Annotated in this window: 11 protein-coding genes; 6 read left to right on the top strand and 5 right to left on the bottom strand. The window is 71.4% G+C overall.

The annotated features are described in order from the left end of the window. Window positions 1–38: 38 nt before the first annotated feature. Window positions 39–1,229, bottom strand: a complete 1,191-nt coding sequence (locus tag AB0D59_RS03655; RefSeq protein ID WP_362560305.1) for a glycoside hydrolase family 3 N-terminal domain-containing protein — start codon at window positions 1,227–1,229, stop codon at window positions 39–41. Between the two features lie 186 nt (window positions 1,230–1,415). After that, complete coding sequence (locus AB0D59_RS03650) at window positions 1,416–1,886, bottom strand: ATP-binding protein (protein ID WP_362560302.1); 471 nt, start codon at window positions 1,884–1,886, stop codon at window positions 1,416–1,418. A 146-nt stretch (window positions 1,887–2,032) separates the two neighbouring features. Between AB0D59_RS03650 and AB0D59_RS03645 the strand changes: the two genes are divergently transcribed. From AB0D59_RS03645 to AB0D59_RS03625, 5 genes are all read left to right on the top strand, one after another. Next, window positions 2,033–2,398, top strand: coding sequence for an STAS domain-containing protein (locus tag AB0D59_RS03645; protein WP_362560299.1), 366 nt, complete (start codon window positions 2,033–2,035; stop codon window positions 2,396–2,398). Window positions 2,399–3,005: 607 nt separating this feature from the next. Continuing rightward, window positions 3,006–7,280, top strand: coding sequence for a HAMP domain-containing protein (locus tag AB0D59_RS03640; protein WP_362560296.1), 4,275 nt, complete (start codon window positions 3,006–3,008; stop codon window positions 7,278–7,280). Window positions 7,281–7,357: 77 nt separating this feature from the next. Further along, window positions 7,358–9,874, top strand: coding sequence for a SpoIIE family protein phosphatase (locus AB0D59_RS03635; protein ID WP_362560293.1), 2,517 nt, complete (start codon window positions 7,358–7,360; stop codon window positions 9,872–9,874). 168 nt (window positions 9,875–10,042) lie between these two features. Next, window positions 10,043–10,399: a PRC-barrel domain-containing protein gene (locus AB0D59_RS03630; RefSeq protein ID WP_362560290.1), complete on the top strand. Its 357-nt coding sequence runs from the start codon at window positions 10,043–10,045 to the stop codon at window positions 10,397–10,399. 39 nt (window positions 10,400–10,438) lie between these two features. Then, window positions 10,439–10,612 (top strand): hypothetical protein, encoded by a 174-nt coding sequence (locus tag AB0D59_RS03625; RefSeq protein ID WP_362560287.1) that lies wholly within the window; start codon window positions 10,439–10,441, stop codon window positions 10,610–10,612. A gap of 42 nt (window positions 10,613–10,654) precedes the next feature. Here AB0D59_RS03625 and AB0D59_RS03620 read toward each other — a convergent pair whose 3' ends face one another. Both AB0D59_RS03620 and AB0D59_RS03615 read right to left on the bottom strand, forming a co-directional pair. Continuing rightward, a complete protein-coding gene (locus AB0D59_RS03620; protein WP_362560284.1) occupies window positions 10,655–11,014 on the bottom strand; it encodes an STAS domain-containing protein in 360 nt (119 codons plus the stop codon). Window positions 11,015–11,349: 335 nt separating this feature from the next. Further along, the gene (locus tag AB0D59_RS03615) at window positions 11,350–11,784 is read right to left on the bottom strand and encodes a MarR family transcriptional regulator (protein WP_362560281.1); all 435 of its coding nucleotides are present in this window, start codon (window positions 11,782–11,784) and stop codon (window positions 11,350–11,352) included. A 202-nt stretch (window positions 11,785–11,986) separates the two neighbouring features. On the opposite strand from AB0D59_RS03615, the gene AB0D59_RS03610 reads away from it, so the two are divergent. Beyond that, on the top strand, window positions 11,987–13,162 hold the full coding sequence (locus AB0D59_RS03610) for a PP2C family protein-serine/threonine phosphatase (protein WP_362560278.1): 1,176 nt from the start codon (window positions 11,987–11,989) through the stop codon (window positions 13,160–13,162). Window positions 13,163–13,647: 485 nt separating this feature from the next. On the opposite strand, the gene AB0D59_RS03605 is transcribed toward AB0D59_RS03610, so the two are convergent. Continuing rightward, window positions 13,648–14,160 (bottom strand): MarR family transcriptional regulator, encoded by a 513-nt coding sequence (locus tag AB0D59_RS03605; protein ID WP_362560275.1) that lies wholly within the window; start codon window positions 14,158–14,160, stop codon window positions 13,648–13,650. Window positions 14,161–14,436: the final 276 nt, after the last annotated feature.

Below are 14,436 nucleotides of genomic sequence, written 5' to 3'. Positions count from 1 at the left end.
AGTAAATACGGACCGGCCGGCCGGGTCGGGAGCGGGTCTCAGCCGCAGGTGAGCCGGCCCGCGTTGGCCTTGGCCGTGAGGATGCGGTGGACGGCGGCGGTGACCTTGGCGCGGAAGGAGGCGTCCGTCGCCATCCGGGCCTGCACTCCCTGCACCATCGCCGGCACGGTCGACGCCTTGACCGTGAGGATCATGTCGCCGCCGGCGGTCAGGAAGTCCACCGCCCGCTGCGCCGGGGTGTAGGCGCGGACCGCGACCGCCTGGCCGATGTCGTCGGTGATGACGACTCCCTTGAAGCCGAACTTGGTGCGCAGCAGCGAGTTGATGACGGTCGGGGAGAACACGGCCAGGTGCTTCGAGTCGATCTTGGTGTACTTCGCCGAGGAGACCATCACGAACGGCGTGCCGGCCGCGATGCCGCTGCGGAACGGCTGGAGGCTCGCGCTGGAGGCGGTGGTCACCGAGTCGACGACGTTCGCGGTGGTGTCGGTGTTCCCGATGACCTGGCCCAGCCCGGGGAAGTGCTTGAAGGTGGTCATGACCCCGGCCGTGCGGAAGCCCGCGGCGAAGGCACCGGTGCGCGAGGTCACGACGGCGGGGGTGTGGCCGTACTCGCGGTAGTAGCGGCCGATGGGTGCGTTGCGGGTGCCAAGACTCGCGGGCACCACGTCGGCGACCGGGGCGAGATTGAGGTCGAGGCCCGCCGCCTTGAGCTGCTTGGCCCAGGTCTCGGCGCGGGCGCGCAACGTCGTCGTGCTCCATGTGCCCTGGGTCAGGGCGTTGGGCATGACCGAGAAGCCGGGGCCGCTGAGCACCTGGACCTGTCCGCCCTCCTGGTCGGTGGACACGAGCAGCCCGACCCGGTGCCCGGCGACCGTGTCCGCCTGCGCGCGCACCCCGTCGACGACCTTCTTCGTCGCCGTGGTGCCGGCGGTGCTGCGCCCGGTCAGCATGACGGACCCGACATGGTAGGTACGCAGGGTGCGCAGGTCCGTGGTGCTGGGGCGGGCGGCGGCGACCCCGCCCATGAACAGCTGGCCGACCCGCTGCGCCTGGGTCATTCCCGTATAGACCTTGTCGGCGCAGGTGGTGGCGGACACGCGGTGGGCTTCCTCCCCCGCGGCCGGGGCGCTGCACGCGCCGACGGCCAGCAAGGTGGTGGCGAGCCCGACGGCGGTGCGCCGGGCAGCGGGGCCGCGGCCCGCGGGCCGGCGGACAGGTGTCGCCATGATGCGCTCCTGACTCGTGAGAGGTGCAGGCCACGGGGGCCGGTGGGCCGACGCACGGTATCGGCACCCTGCGTGGCCGAAGCCGCCCCGGCGGCTCACGTTACGCCGAACGGGTGCGGTGCGCGCTGTGGCCGGGCCGATGGCCGACGACTCCACCGCTGGGACGATCGCACCGGCCGGCGGCCGTCAGCCGAACAACGCCAGCCGGGCCGTGACGCGCTTGCCCACGGGCTCCCGTCGTGCCTCGAAGCCCTGTACCACCGCCAGCACGATCTCCAGGCCGTGCTGGCCCACCCGTCCGGCGTCGGTCGCCCGGGCCAGCGGAAGTGTCGGATCGGTGTCCCACACCTCGATCTCCATCGCGCCGTCGGCGACACCCAGGCGCAGCAGCACCGGTCCCGGCGCGTACTTCAGTGCGTTGGTGACGAGCTCGCTGACCACCAGTTGCGCCAGCTCCAGGGTGCGGGCCGGCACCGGCAGTCCCTGCTCGGACTCGGCGCGCGTCAGGAACCGCGCTGTCTGGTTTCGCGCGTCGGCGATACAGCCGTCCGCTCCGTCCAGGGCGATGGTGGCATCGGCGGCTGCGGCCTCCGCCGTCCGGGAACACTCCTCGGGTGGGACGGACTCCCTGCCGGCGAACCGCGATACCCCGTTCATGGGCGCGCGTCTACCCGGCGATCCGCCGTGTTACTCCCGCGCCGCCCCGATTCGGATGCCGCGTCTCGTGCATTGCGCTCCGCATCCCTGGGCACGTTGGCTGCGAAGAGGTGACGCAGCCCGGACCGAGGGTGCGGAGGACGCACGTGGCAGACGAACAAAGAGCGATGGATCACGGCGAGCTGTCCGTCACCCGGACCGACGTCGACGGCATCACCGTGCTCGGCCTCCGCGGCGAGATCGACTACGAGAGTGTGGGCGCCCTGGCCCGGGCCATGCCTCCGGCGGACCCCACCGCCGGCTCCCGGGTCGTCGTCGACCTGAGCGGGGTCACGTTCATGGATTCCAGCGGGATCAACGCCCTGATCGCCGCCCACCAGGCGACTCGGGCCGCGCAGGGGTGGCTGCGTCTCGCGGGGGTCCGGGACTCCGTTCTGCGCACCGTGCAGCTGGTGGGACTCGACACCCTCGCCTCCTGCCACCCGACCGTGCGGGACGCCATCGCGGCGTGACGCCGACAACGCAAGCGCCGTGACGGCGGCACCGGTGCCGTGAGCCGGTCGGTCGGGCTGTGATGCCGTGAGCCGGTCGGTCCGGCTGCGCCGGCGTGCCGCGGATGGCGTCCTGGGCCCGGGGCGGTCCTGGCGGGCTCTGATCCGCTCCTGAGGGCCGAGCCGGGCCGAGCCGGGTGGGCCGGGTGGCCGAGCCGAGCCGGGCCGACCCGAGCCGGGCCGAGCCGGGCCGAGCCGGGTGGGCCGGGTGGCCGAGCCGGGCCGGGCCGAGCCGGGCCGAGCCGGGTGGGCCGAGCCGGGTGGGTTCGGTGGCGGCCATCGGCAGGATCCACCGACGGCGTCCCTCCAGGGGTCCACCTTCGGCCGATCTCGCCGGGTACCCCGAACCGGCCTCGGCATTCCGCCCTACCCGCCCCCTGATTTCGGTGCGCTGTCATACTCGCGCCAGACTTTGGTTGTCGGCCGACAACTGAGTTAATCTGCGACCGATTTCCCATCGGGCGAGGCTGCCGAACGCGAAATCGCCGCTGGTGGGCGGAGCCCTACGGCTCCGGCGAGGTTCCGGGTCCTCGGGGTGGGGACTCTGGGGAGCGGAACGAGGGTGTGCATGAGCGGCATGTCGATGGACGCCCAGGTCCAGGGGCCGGGCGAGCAGGAGTTGCGGCAGCTGCTGGCCGGCCTGACCGCGGTACGGGACGGTGACTTCGGCACCCGGCTGCCCTCCGACGGACAGGGCCTGCTCGGCGACATCGCCACGGTCTTCAACGGCATGGTCGACCAGTTGTCCCTGTTCACCTCCGAAGTGACGCGGGTGGCGCGCGAGGTGGGCACCGAGGGCACGCTGGGCGGCCAGGCGCAGGTCCCCGGGGTCTCCGGCACCTGGGCGGATCTGACCGATTCGGTCAACGCCATGGCGGGCAATCTGACCACGCAGGTCCGTGACATCGCCCAGGTGGCCACGGCGGTGGCGAGAGGCGATCTGTCCCAGAAGATCGACGTGCCCGCGCGCGGGGAGATCCTCCAGCTGAAGGAGACCGTCAACACGATGGTCGACCAGCTCTCCGCCTTCGCCGACGAGGTGACCCGGGTCGCCCGCGAAGTAGGCAGCGAGGGACGGCTGGGCGGCCAGGCGCAGGTTCCCGGGGTCGGCGGTGTCTGGCGTGACCTGACCGATTCGGTCAACTTCATGGCCGGGAACCTCACCTCCCAGGTCCGCAATGTCGCGCAGGTGACGACCGCGGTGGCGCAGGGCGACCTCTCGCAGAAGATCACCGTCGATGCCCGCGGTGAGATCCTGGAGCTCAAGAACACCATCAACACGATGGTCGACCAGCTCTCCGCCTTCGCCGACGAGGTCACCCGCGTCGCCCGCGAAGTGGGCACCGAAGGCCGTCTCGGCGGCCAGGCGGACGTCAAGGGGGTCAAGGGCACCTGGCGCGACCTGACGGACTCCGTGAACTTCATGGCCGGGAACCTCACCTCCCAGGTCCGCAATGTCGCCCAGGTGGCCACCGCGGTGGCGCAGGGCGACCTCTCGCAGAAGATCACCGTCGATGCCCGCGGTGAGATCCTGGAGCTCAAGAACACCATCAACACGATGGTCGACCAGCTCTCCGCCTTCGCCGACGAGGTCACCCGCGTCGCCCGCGAGGTCGGCACCGAGGGCAACCTCGGCGGGCAGGCGATCGTGCCGGGCGTGTCGGGGACGTGGAAGGACCTCACGGACAACGTCAACGTGATGGCGTCCAACCTGACCGGGCAGGTCCGGTCGATCGCCCAGGTCGCCACGGCGGTCGCGCGCGGCGACCTCTCGCAGAAGATCACCGTGGAGGCCAAGGGCGAGGTCGCCGCGCTGGCGGAGGTCATCAACACCATGGTCGACACGCTGTCGGCGTTCGCCGACGAGGTCACCCGGGTGGCGCGCGAGGTGGGCACCGAGGGGCGCCTGGGCGGCCAGGCCCATGTGCCGAACGTGGCCGGGACCTGGAAGGACCTGACGGACAACGTCAACTCGATGGCCAACAACCTCACCGGGCAGGTCCGCAACATCGCCCTGGTGACGACCGCGGTGGCGGGCGGCGACCTGTCGAAGAAGATCGACGTGGACGCCCGGGGCGAGATCCTGGAGCTGAAGACCACCATCAACACGATGGTCGACCAGCTGTCGTCGTTCGCCGCCGAGGTCACCCGTGTCGCCCGCGAGGTCGGCAGCGAGGGCAGGCTCGGCGGTCAGGCCGAGGTGGAGGGTGTCGAGGGCACCTGGAAGCGGCTGACGGAGAACGTCAACGAGCTGGCCGGGAACCTCACCCGGCAGGTGCGGGCGATCGCCGAGGTCACGAGTGCCGTCGCGGAGGGCGATCTGACCCGCTCCATCACCGTGGTGGCGTCGGGCGAGGTCGCCGACCTCAAGGACAACATCAACTCCATGGTGGAGTCCCTGCGCGAGACCACCCGGGCCAACCAGGAACAGGACTGGCTCAAGACCAACCTCGCCCGGATCTCCGGCCTGATGCAGGGCCACCGCGACCTGCCCGTGGTCGCCGAGCTGATCATGGACGAGCTCACCCCGCTGGCGGCGGCCCAGTACGGCGCCTTCTACCTGGCGGAGGACACCGAGCGCGGCCACGAACTGCGCCTGGTCGGCTCGTACGGCTATCCGGACGACGCGGAGCGGCCCACCCGTATCCCGGTCGGGCGCTCCCTGGTCGGGCAGGCCGCACGCAACCGGCGCGTCATCACCGTCGAGGAGCTGCCGGAGGGCTATGTCACCATCTCCTCCGGACTCGGGCAGGCCGTGCCCAGTGCCCTGGTCGTGCTGCCCATCGTGGTCGAGGAGCAGGTCCTCGGCGTGATCGAACTGGCCTCGCTGACCCGCTTCACCCAGATCCACCAGGACTTCCTCACCCAGCTGATGCCGACCATCGGCGTGAACCTCAACACCATCGTGGCCAACGCGCGCACCGACGAGCTGCTGGGAGAGTCCCAGCGGCTGACCTCCGAACTGCAGGCCAGGTCCGAGGAGTTGCAGGTGCAGCAGGACGAACTGCAGCGCTCCAACGCCGAACTGGAGGAGAAGGCGTCCCTGCTGGCCTCGCAGAACCGCGACATCGAGGCGAAGAACCTCCAGATCGAGCAGGCGAGGCAGGAACTGGAGACCCGGGCGCAGCAGCTGGCGCTGGCCTCCAAGTACAAGTCCGAGTTCCTGGCCAACATGAGCCACGAGCTGCGCACCCCGCTCAACAGCCTGCTGATCCTGGCCCAGTTGCTGGCGCAGAACCCCTCGCGCAACCTCACCCCGAAGCAGGTCGAGTACGCGGGCATCATCCACTCGGCGGGCTCGGACCTGCTGCAGCTGATCAACGACATCCTCGACCTCTCCAAGGTCGAGGCCGGCAAGATGGACGTGGCTCCCGAGCGGGTCCCGCTGCGTCAGCTCCTGGAGTACGTCGAGGCGACCTTCCGGCCGATGACGACGCAGAAGAGCCTCGAGTTCACGGTGGCCACCGCGCCCGGCACACCCGCCGATCTGCTCACCGACGACTCCCGGCTGCGTCAGATCCTGCGCAACCTGCTCTCCAACGCGGTGAAGTTCACCGAACAGGGCGGCGTTCAGCTACGGATCGAACCGGCCGCCGACCGGGAGGTGCCGCCGGTCGTCCTCCGCGGTGGTCCGGTGGTGGCCTTCCGGGTCGTCGACACCGGCATCGGCATCCCCCATCAGCAGCTGGAGACGATTTTCGGCGCCTTCCAGCAGGCCGACGGGACCACCAGCCGCAAGTACGGCGGCACCGGTCTCGGCCTGTCCATCACCCGGGAGATCGCCCATCTGCTCGGCGGCGCCGTCACCGTCGACAGCACCCCCGACCAGGGCAGCACGTTCACGCTGTACCTGCCCGTCGCGCGCGCCGACTTCGAGGAGCTGCTGGAGACCGGCGGCCGGCCGGTGGAGCAGCCCCGCGCCGTCGCCATGTCCGAGGCGGCACCGGCGCCCCGGCTGCCGGCCGGGCCCGTGCCGGTCCCCGAACACCCCAGGCGCCGTCTCCTGGTGATCGAGGAGCGTCCGCGCGGTCTGCTCACCCTGGTCGCCGAGCGGGCGGTGGCGGACCTCGCGCACGACCCCGGCGATCCGCACGGTGCGATCGACCTCATCACCGCCGTAGGGGCGCAGGAGGCGGCGAGCACGCTGGCGGCCGAACCCTGCCACTGCGTCGTCCTGGAACTGGGCATGCCCGGCAAAGAGGGCGCGGACTTCCTGGAGGCCATGCGCGGCGACTCCGCGCTGGCCAGTGTGCCCGTCCTGGTGCACACCGGACATCGGGTGGATCTGGCGCAGGAGCAGGCGCTGCGTGCCCTCGCGGGCGGCCGGCCGCTGGACTTCCTGTCCAGTCTGGACGAGCTGCGCGAGCGCATCACCCTGCACCTGTCCGCCGAACAGCCCGGCGACGTGCTGTCGCTGGTGCGCGCCGAGGAGCCGCACCGCCCGGCCGCGCAGGTGGTGGACGACTCCTTCCTCGGCCGGACGGTCCTGGTGGTCGACGACGACGCACGCAACCTCTTCGCCCTCAGCGGCGTGCTGGAACTGCACGGTTTCCAGGTCCTGCACGCCGACAACGGCCGCAAGGGCATCGAGATGCTGCTCGCCCATCCGGACATCTGCCTGGTGCTGATGGACGTGATGATGCCGGAGATGGACGGCTACTCCGCCACCGCGGAGATCCGCGCCATGCCCCGGTACGCGGAGCTGCCCATCATCGCCGTCACCGCGAAGGCCATGCCGGGCGACCAGGAGAAGAGCCTCGCCTCGGGGGCCAACGACTACATCACCAAGCCCGTCGACACGAACGACCTCATCGCCCGCGTCCGTCGCTGGCTCGCCGTCTGACAGCGCGTCACCGCCACCGCGTCCACCAAGCCGGCCGCGTAACGCCCCGGGTGTCCCAGCCGAGAAACAGGCCCACCGTGAGTGATCTCCGTCCATCTCCCGAACCTCCCCAACCGCCCGGGCCCGACGACCTGGCGGGCGGGCCGTGTACGCCGGAAGGCGTCGGCCCGGCGGGAGTCGAGCCGCCCGGTGCGGTCGGCAGCACACGGGAAGCCGCCACCGGTGAACCGGACCGGCCCGGCCGGTCGTCCCCCCTCGGCAGGCTGGCGGCGACCGTGGAGCGTCTGCGCCGCGAGGTGCGGGCGGCGCACGCCGAGGCCGACGGGCGTGCCCTGATCGAGCTGGCCAAGGGCATCCTGGTCGAACGGCTGGGCTGCGGCCCGGCGCAGGCGGCCCGGCAGCTGGCCGAGCTCGCCGAGCAGGCAGGGGTGACACCCCTGGAGTTCGCGGTCGACGTCATCAACCAGGCCGCACGGGACCGGATGTCGGAGGTGACCGCAGCCTTCTTCGCGGCCACCGCGGCCGGTACCGAGGCCGCCGACGCGGCGGCCGGCCAGTCCTCCGCCGTACGACTGCGGGCCGCCGAGAGCGGTGCGCTGGCCGCCCAGGACACCCAGGCCGTGGCCGAGTCCCTGCTGGAACACGCGCTGGCTCCCCTGGGTGCGGAGGCGGTCGCCATCTGGGCACTGGGCGCCGACGGCTCCCTCACCCTGGCGGGCCACGCCGGATTCTCCTCCGCCGAGGCCGGGCGCTGGCGCCATGTGCCGCCGGGGGTGGCGACGGTGGGCCGCCGCGGCCTCGCCGAGCGATCGGGGCACTGGATCCGCAGCCTGGCCGAGACCGGGCTGCCCTCCATCGGCCAGCACCACCACTCCGAGGGCGGCCGGGTCGCCGTGGCGGCCGGCACCGGCGGACGCATTCACGGCGTACTGGAGATCGTCTGGCCCGCGCCGCTGGACACGCCTCCCGCGCCGGTCGTCCGGCAGATCGAGGCCCTGGCCGAACTCTGCGCGCACACCCTGGACACCGGATCCCCGGACCAGGCCCACGGCGACGTCGGCCGGCCCGTCCTGCCCGGCGTCACCGAGCTGATGGACCTGGCCGACGGACTCCACGACCCCGCCCTGGTGCTCATGCCGCATCTGGACGCCGACGGTGACTTCGTCGACTTCCGCATCCACCACGTCAACGGCCGCTTCCTGGACCCCGGCGGCAGGCCCCGGGCCGTCATCAACGGCGCCCTGCTGCTGGAGACCTATCCGATGGCCGCCGGCCACAGCGAGCTCTTCGAGCGGATCGAGCGCGTCTACGCCACCGGTGAGCCCTACCGCGCCCACCGCATGCGGCTCACCGCCCTGGTCGACGAGGTCCCCCTGGCGGCGGTCGCCGACATCAACGTCAGCCGGCACGGAGGCTGCGTCCTGCTCATCTGGCGCATCGAGGACGAGACGGCCCGCCTGGCCAGCCTGCTCCAGCACGCGCAGCGCCTGGGCCGTATCGGCGGCTTCGAGGAGAACCTCCTGACCGGCGAGATCACCTGGAACGGCCAGCTGTACCACCTCTACGGCAAACCCGCCTCCGGCGCTCCGGTGCCGCTGGAGGACCTGCCGGCCCATGCCCATCCCGACGATGCCGTCACCATCGGCCGCTTCCTGCGCACCCTGCTGCACCACCGCCGGCCCGCGTCCACGGCCTTTCGCCTGCAGCGCCCCGACGGGGTCACCCGCCATATCCGGGTGGCGGCCGAACCCGTCCTCGACTCCGGCGGGCAGCTGTATGTCGTACGCGGCGCCTACCAGGACATCTCCGCGCACCACTGGACCGAGGTCGCGCTCGCCGCGACCCGCGTCCAGCTCGCCCACTCCGAGCAGCAGGCCAGCGAACGCAACCGGCTCACCCTCCAGCTCCAGCACGCCATCATGCCGCCCGCGCAGGCCCCGCTGGAGGTCCCCGGGCTGGACCTGGCCGTGCGCTACCGGCCCGCGGAGACCCAGCATCTGGTCGGCGGCGACTGGTACGACGCGGTCGTGCTGCCGTCCCGGCTGGTGCTGGTGTGCGTGGGCGATGTCGCCGGACACGGCATCGAGGCGGCCACCAGCATGGTCGTCCTGCGCAACGCGCTGCGTGGGCTCGCCGTGACCGGTGCCGGACCGGGGCAGCTGCTGTCCTGGCTGAACATGGTGACCCATCACCTGACCGGTTCCGTCACCGCCACCGCGGTGTGCGGTCTCTACGACCCCGACCGTCACACCCTGCGCTGGGCGCGGGCCGGGCATCTGCCGCCCGTGCTGGTCCGCGGCGGTGAGGCGGAGCCGCTGCCCCTGGTCAAGGGGCTGCTGCTGGGTGCCGTGCCCGAGGCCGAGTACCAGGAGCACGAGGTGCAGCTCGCCGTCGACGACACCTTGCTGATGTACACGGACGGCCTGATCGAGCGCCGTGACCGGTCCGTGGAGGAGTCCCTGGCGCAGATGCTGACGACCGCGCGCACGGTTCCGTCGACCCTGGAGCAGCAGTTGGACCGCCTGCTGACCCACAGCAGATCCGACACCGACGACGACACCTGCCTCGTGGGCATCCGGGTGGCGCCCTGCTGACACCCCGATGACGCGCACCCCCAGAGCCTGACCTCAGCACTGCCGGCGAGCACTGCCGGCGACGGGGGAGCGGCGCCCCGTGGACGCAGGGCGCGCCCCTGCGGCGGTGCGGCCGGTCGACGGCGTCAAGCGTGCGATCAGGGGTACTCGTTCCCACGGAGGTATCTGATGTTCGAAGCAGGCGATATCCGAGAGTGGCGCGGTCACGACGTGGTCGACGCCTCCGGGCACAAGGTCGGCCTACTGGAATCGGTCTACGTCGACACCGCGACCGACCAGCCCTTCTACGCCACCGTGACGGTCGGTCTGCCCACCCGTCGTCGCCTGGTGTTCGTTCCGCTCGCGGACGCGACCGTCGGTCCTGACTATCTGAAGGTCGCCTACGACAAGGACACCGTCAAGAAGGCGCCCGCGATCGACACGGACGGCGAGCTGCCGGCCTCGCAGGAGCCTGCGGTGTTCGCGCACTACGCACTCGACTACACCCCGGGCGCCGGCGGTGAGCGCCGCCTCGCCCGCCGCTGACCCACCGAAGCCGACAGCCGACAGCCGACAGGAGAGCCGATGAGCCTGTTCCTGCTTCTGATCCTGGTGGCCCTCGTCCTGGGCATCATCGGGTTCACCGCTCACGGACTGTTCTACCTGCTGATCATCGGTGGGGTGGTGCTTCTCGCCGACCTCGCCTACGCCGCGGTCCGACTCCGGCACGGGGGACGGCATCACCGCGTGGCCCGCTGACCGTCACGCGGGGAAGGCTCGTCCCACCCGCTGTCGGCCCCTTCACGAGGCGGCCGCCCCGTCGCCGCTGGGGCCGGTCTCGGTGATGGTGAACAGCCGGATGGCGCCGGTGATCGTCAGGAGCCGGCTGACGGCCGGCCGCAGGGGGCCGATCAGCACCAGGTCGCGTCCGGTGGCCCGATGGCGGAGACGGGCCTCGACGAGGGCGTTGAGGAGCATGCTGTCGGCGAAGGTGACGTGCGTCAGATCGACCGCTGTCACGGGCATCGCCGCACGGTCGGCCGCCTCCCAGGCCTGTTCGAAGCCCTCGGCGTCGGCGTAGTCGACCTGGCCGCGCACGGTGATCACGAAGGTCTGCTCACCGCGGTCGATGTGCACTCTCAGTTCGGGAGCCGCGGGCATGCGCGCCATCCTCGTGTCACGGGCTTTTGATGGGCCGTGCGGTGTGTGCGCGCGCTCCGGTCACCCTTTGGACGTTCCAGATCACTTCCAGTCTCCGGATTTATGAGACATGCCGCACAGTTACCGCGGATCGCGTCAATACGGGGGTAGTCGGACGGAGTGAGAGCGGCACTCAGGACTGTTGTCGTTTGACAATAATAGCCATGAGGCAACAGAGTAACCGAGTCGGACGTACACGGGGAAGGACCTGGAATGTTCCGGTGGACAGGGACCGCCCCTGGCGCCGGTCGCCACCGTCACGGAGCGGTGGTGGCACCGGTGCCGTGAAGGGCTGTTCAGGCGGTCCGGCTGTCGGATTCGGGGGCCGCGTCGGGTATCTGCGTCGCCGCGGTGGCGCAGAACGCCTCGAGCCCCTCCAGGAGGGCGACACGCTTGGCGGCGGGCATGTCCGCCAGCACCTTCTGCAGCTCACTCTCCCGGCGGGCACGCAGATCGGCCAGGAAGGAGCGACCCCGGCCGCTGAGATGCAGCCGTACCTCGCGTCGGTCCTCCGCGCCCACCATGCGCTCGATGAATCCCGCGGCCTGTAGCCGGTCGCACAGTCGGCTCGTGGACGGAGGGGTGGAGGCCAGGGACTCGGCGAGAGTGCGCAGGTTGATGCCGTCGTGGTGCTCCAGGATGTGCAGCACCCGCAACTGGGAGGCAGAGGTAGGCGCGGTCGAGGCACGGCCCCACACAACTTCCAGCAGCTCGACGGCCTTGGTGGTCACGCGTGCGACCTCATCGGGCTCTGGGCGGCGGCGGAAGGCAGTCACGATCACACTCTCGCAGGCACTGGGGCACCTTTCAGCCTACTAGGAGCCCCAGCCCACACGGACCCCCCTCGGAACGACCGACGCGGCTCTTCGCGACGCCCCGCCCACTCGGCCGGGCCCGCACGTTGCCGGGAGAAAGAATGGTGCATTCCTCATCGTGAACAGATTCCAGACCGCTGAGCGCGCTGTGCGCACAGCGGCTCCCCACGAGTTGCTCGACGCCGTCCGCGTCGTGCTGACCGAGCTGTACGGCGCGGAGGCCGTCGAGCTCTTCATGGCCGACTACGGCCTGACAGCACTGCAACCGGTGTCGGTACGGCCGCACAACCTGGTGCCGGTGCCGGTACACGGCAGTCCTGCCGGTCGGGCCTTCGGTTCGCAGGAGCCCTACTGCGAGGAGGGCCAGGACCGGCGGACGCGCGTCCACCTGCCGGTCAGCGTGCGCGGCGACCGGCTCGGCGTGCTGTCCGTGACGCTGCCCGACGGCGAAGCGGCACGCGGGTGTGTGTCCGAACTGGCCGAGATCGCCGATGTGCTGGCGCACGAGGTGCTCGTGGCCGAGCGTGACACGGACCTGTATCTCCAGGCCCGGCGCAAGGACCGGCTCACCCTGGCGGCCGAGATGCAGTGGCAGTTGCTGCCCGGTCGCTCCTGCACCCGGCCCGAGTACGACCTGGGTGGCCAACTGGAGCCCGCCTACGCCGTCTTCGGCGACAACTTCGACTGGTCCGCCACCGCCGATCGTCTGATGCTGTACGTCACGAACGGCATGGGCGAGGGCATAGAGGCGGCTCTGCTGACGAGCCTCGCCATCAACGCCCTGCGTAACGCGCGCCGCGCCGGCATCTCCATCGCCGACCAGGCGGCCCTGGCCGACCAGGCCGTCTACGCCCATTACCGGGGCCACCGCTATCTGTCCGTCCTCATGTTCGACTTCGACCTGGACACCGGGCGGGTGAGCGTCGTGGACGCGGGCTCCCCACAGCTCCTGCGGCTGCGCGGCGGCACCGTCGAACGTGTCCCCTTCGAGGCGCAACTGCCCCTCGGCATGTTCGAGGAGACGGACTACGTGGCGCAGGAGTTCGAGGTCGAGCCCGGAGACCGGCTCGTCTTCGTCAGCGACGGCGTGCACGCGGTGCACTCCCCGAAGGGTGAGGCCTACGGGGATCGGGCGCTCGCCCGGGCCATCCACTCCACCCGGCTCTTGCCCGCCGCCGAGGTACCCCGTGCCATCCTGCGCGAACTTGCGGGTCACCGGGGTGAAGCCGTCGTGGCCGAGGACGACGCCCTGGCCGTCTGTCTGGACTGGCGCGGGCGCCCCCAACCGTCCTGACGCGCCCTGCGGATGTCCGTCCGCTGCCCTGCCGCGGGAACGCCCGGCCGGGCCAGGCGGCGGCGGAGGACCTGTCGGCGGCGGAGGGCCTGTCGGCGGCGGAGGGCCTGTCGCGCCGGGCGCGTGGTCGCCCGGGCCGCGGCCATGTGGTCCGGTCCTTGGTCCGCCCCCTCGCGGTAGCGCCATGACGACACGTCGACAGGGCGCTACCGCGACAGGTGCCGGTGCGTTTTCGCCGGCGGAGTCAGGCGGAGTCAGGCGGAGTCAGGCGGAGTCCGGCCGCGTGCGGCCCTGCCCGTCGACCGTCCGGGCAGCGCGGACCTCACGTCCGAGGCCGCCGTCCTCCGAGGCCGCCGTCCTCCGTCCCGACTGTCCTCCGCGCCGACTGTCTTCCGTGCCGACCGTCCTCTGTCCCGACCGCCCTCCGTCGCGACCGTTCCCTGTCCCGACCGGCACGGCCGCCGGGGCCGACGCGCCGGGCCCCGTCAGGGACCGGGGCCGTGGCGCCCCCGCGCACCGCGGTCCTGGGCGGCCTGGGCGGCCAGAAACCCCTGGAGCCCCTGCCCGAGAGCCTCCCGCTCCGCCGGCTCCATGGCGCCGAGCACGATGGCCAGGGCGCGCGCTCTGCGCACGGCCACCTCGTCCAGGAGCCGGTGGCCCTGCCGGGTCAGGAGGAGTCGTACCTCGCGCCGTTTGTGCGGATGCAGCACGCGCTCCAGCAGACCGGCCGCCTCCAGCCGGTCGCACAGCCGGCTGGCGGTCGGCAGCCCGATCCTCATGCCCACCGCCAAGGCGGTGAGGTTGAGGCCCGGCTCATCCTCCAGAATCCGCAGTGCACGCAGCTGGTGCGGCGACAGGCGCAGGTTCGCGCTCTGTGCGGCGTCCGACCACAGGTGGGTGAGAAGGTCCACGGCGTCCACCAGCGCCGAGGAGAGGGAGACAGGGCCGTCGCGCGGCCCACCTGATCGTTCGTCCCTGGAGCCACTCAGACCAGTCACGGAGGCATCGCTTTCAGAATCCCGCGGCCATTGCAGGTATCACCTATGCAAACGCCGTACCCGAAGAGCCGCCCGGCAAGCACTCCCGGCCGGGCCGGTCGGGTCATCGCGCCCGCGCCGTGCGGGTATGGAGCACGCCTGCCCATGCCGCCCGGCACCGGACCGTCCTTCGAACACCGTTGCGTACGCTGATCCCGGCCGCTCGTGGGGTGGGGGTCCGGCGTCTTCAGCCGGCACGATGCACGAGGACCGGTCGGCACCGCCCAACCGCCGCAC

This window comes from Streptomyces sp. NPDC048417, assembly GCF_040651615.1.
Taxonomy (GTDB): domain Bacteria; phylum Actinomycetota; class Actinomycetes; order Streptomycetales; family Streptomycetaceae; genus Streptomyces.
The sequence above is the reverse complement of the archived record's forward strand: the minus strand, read 5'-3'. Positions and strand labels throughout refer to the sequence as shown.

Coding starts and splice junctions, on each gene's coding strand:
- AB0D59_RS03640 (WP_362560296.1), top strand. CDS start 3,006: ATGAGCGGCATGTCGATGGACGCCCAGGTCCAGGGGCCGGGCGAGCAG.
- AB0D59_RS03655 (WP_362560305.1), bottom strand. CDS start 1,229: ATGGCGACACCTGTCCGCCGGCCCGCGGGCCGCGGCCCCGCTGCCCGG.
- AB0D59_RS03620 (WP_362560284.1), bottom strand. CDS start 11,014: ATGCCCGCGGCTCCCGAACTGAGAGTGCACATCGACCGCGGTGAGCAG.
- AB0D59_RS03650 (WP_362560302.1), bottom strand. CDS start 1,886: ATGAACGGGGTATCGCGGTTCGCCGGCAGGGAGTCCGTCCCACCCGAG.
- AB0D59_RS03630 (WP_362560290.1), top strand. CDS start 10,043: ATGTTCGAAGCAGGCGATATCCGAGAGTGGCGCGGTCACGACGTGGTC.
- AB0D59_RS03625 (WP_362560287.1), top strand. CDS start 10,439: ATGAGCCTGTTCCTGCTTCTGATCCTGGTGGCCCTCGTCCTGGGCATC.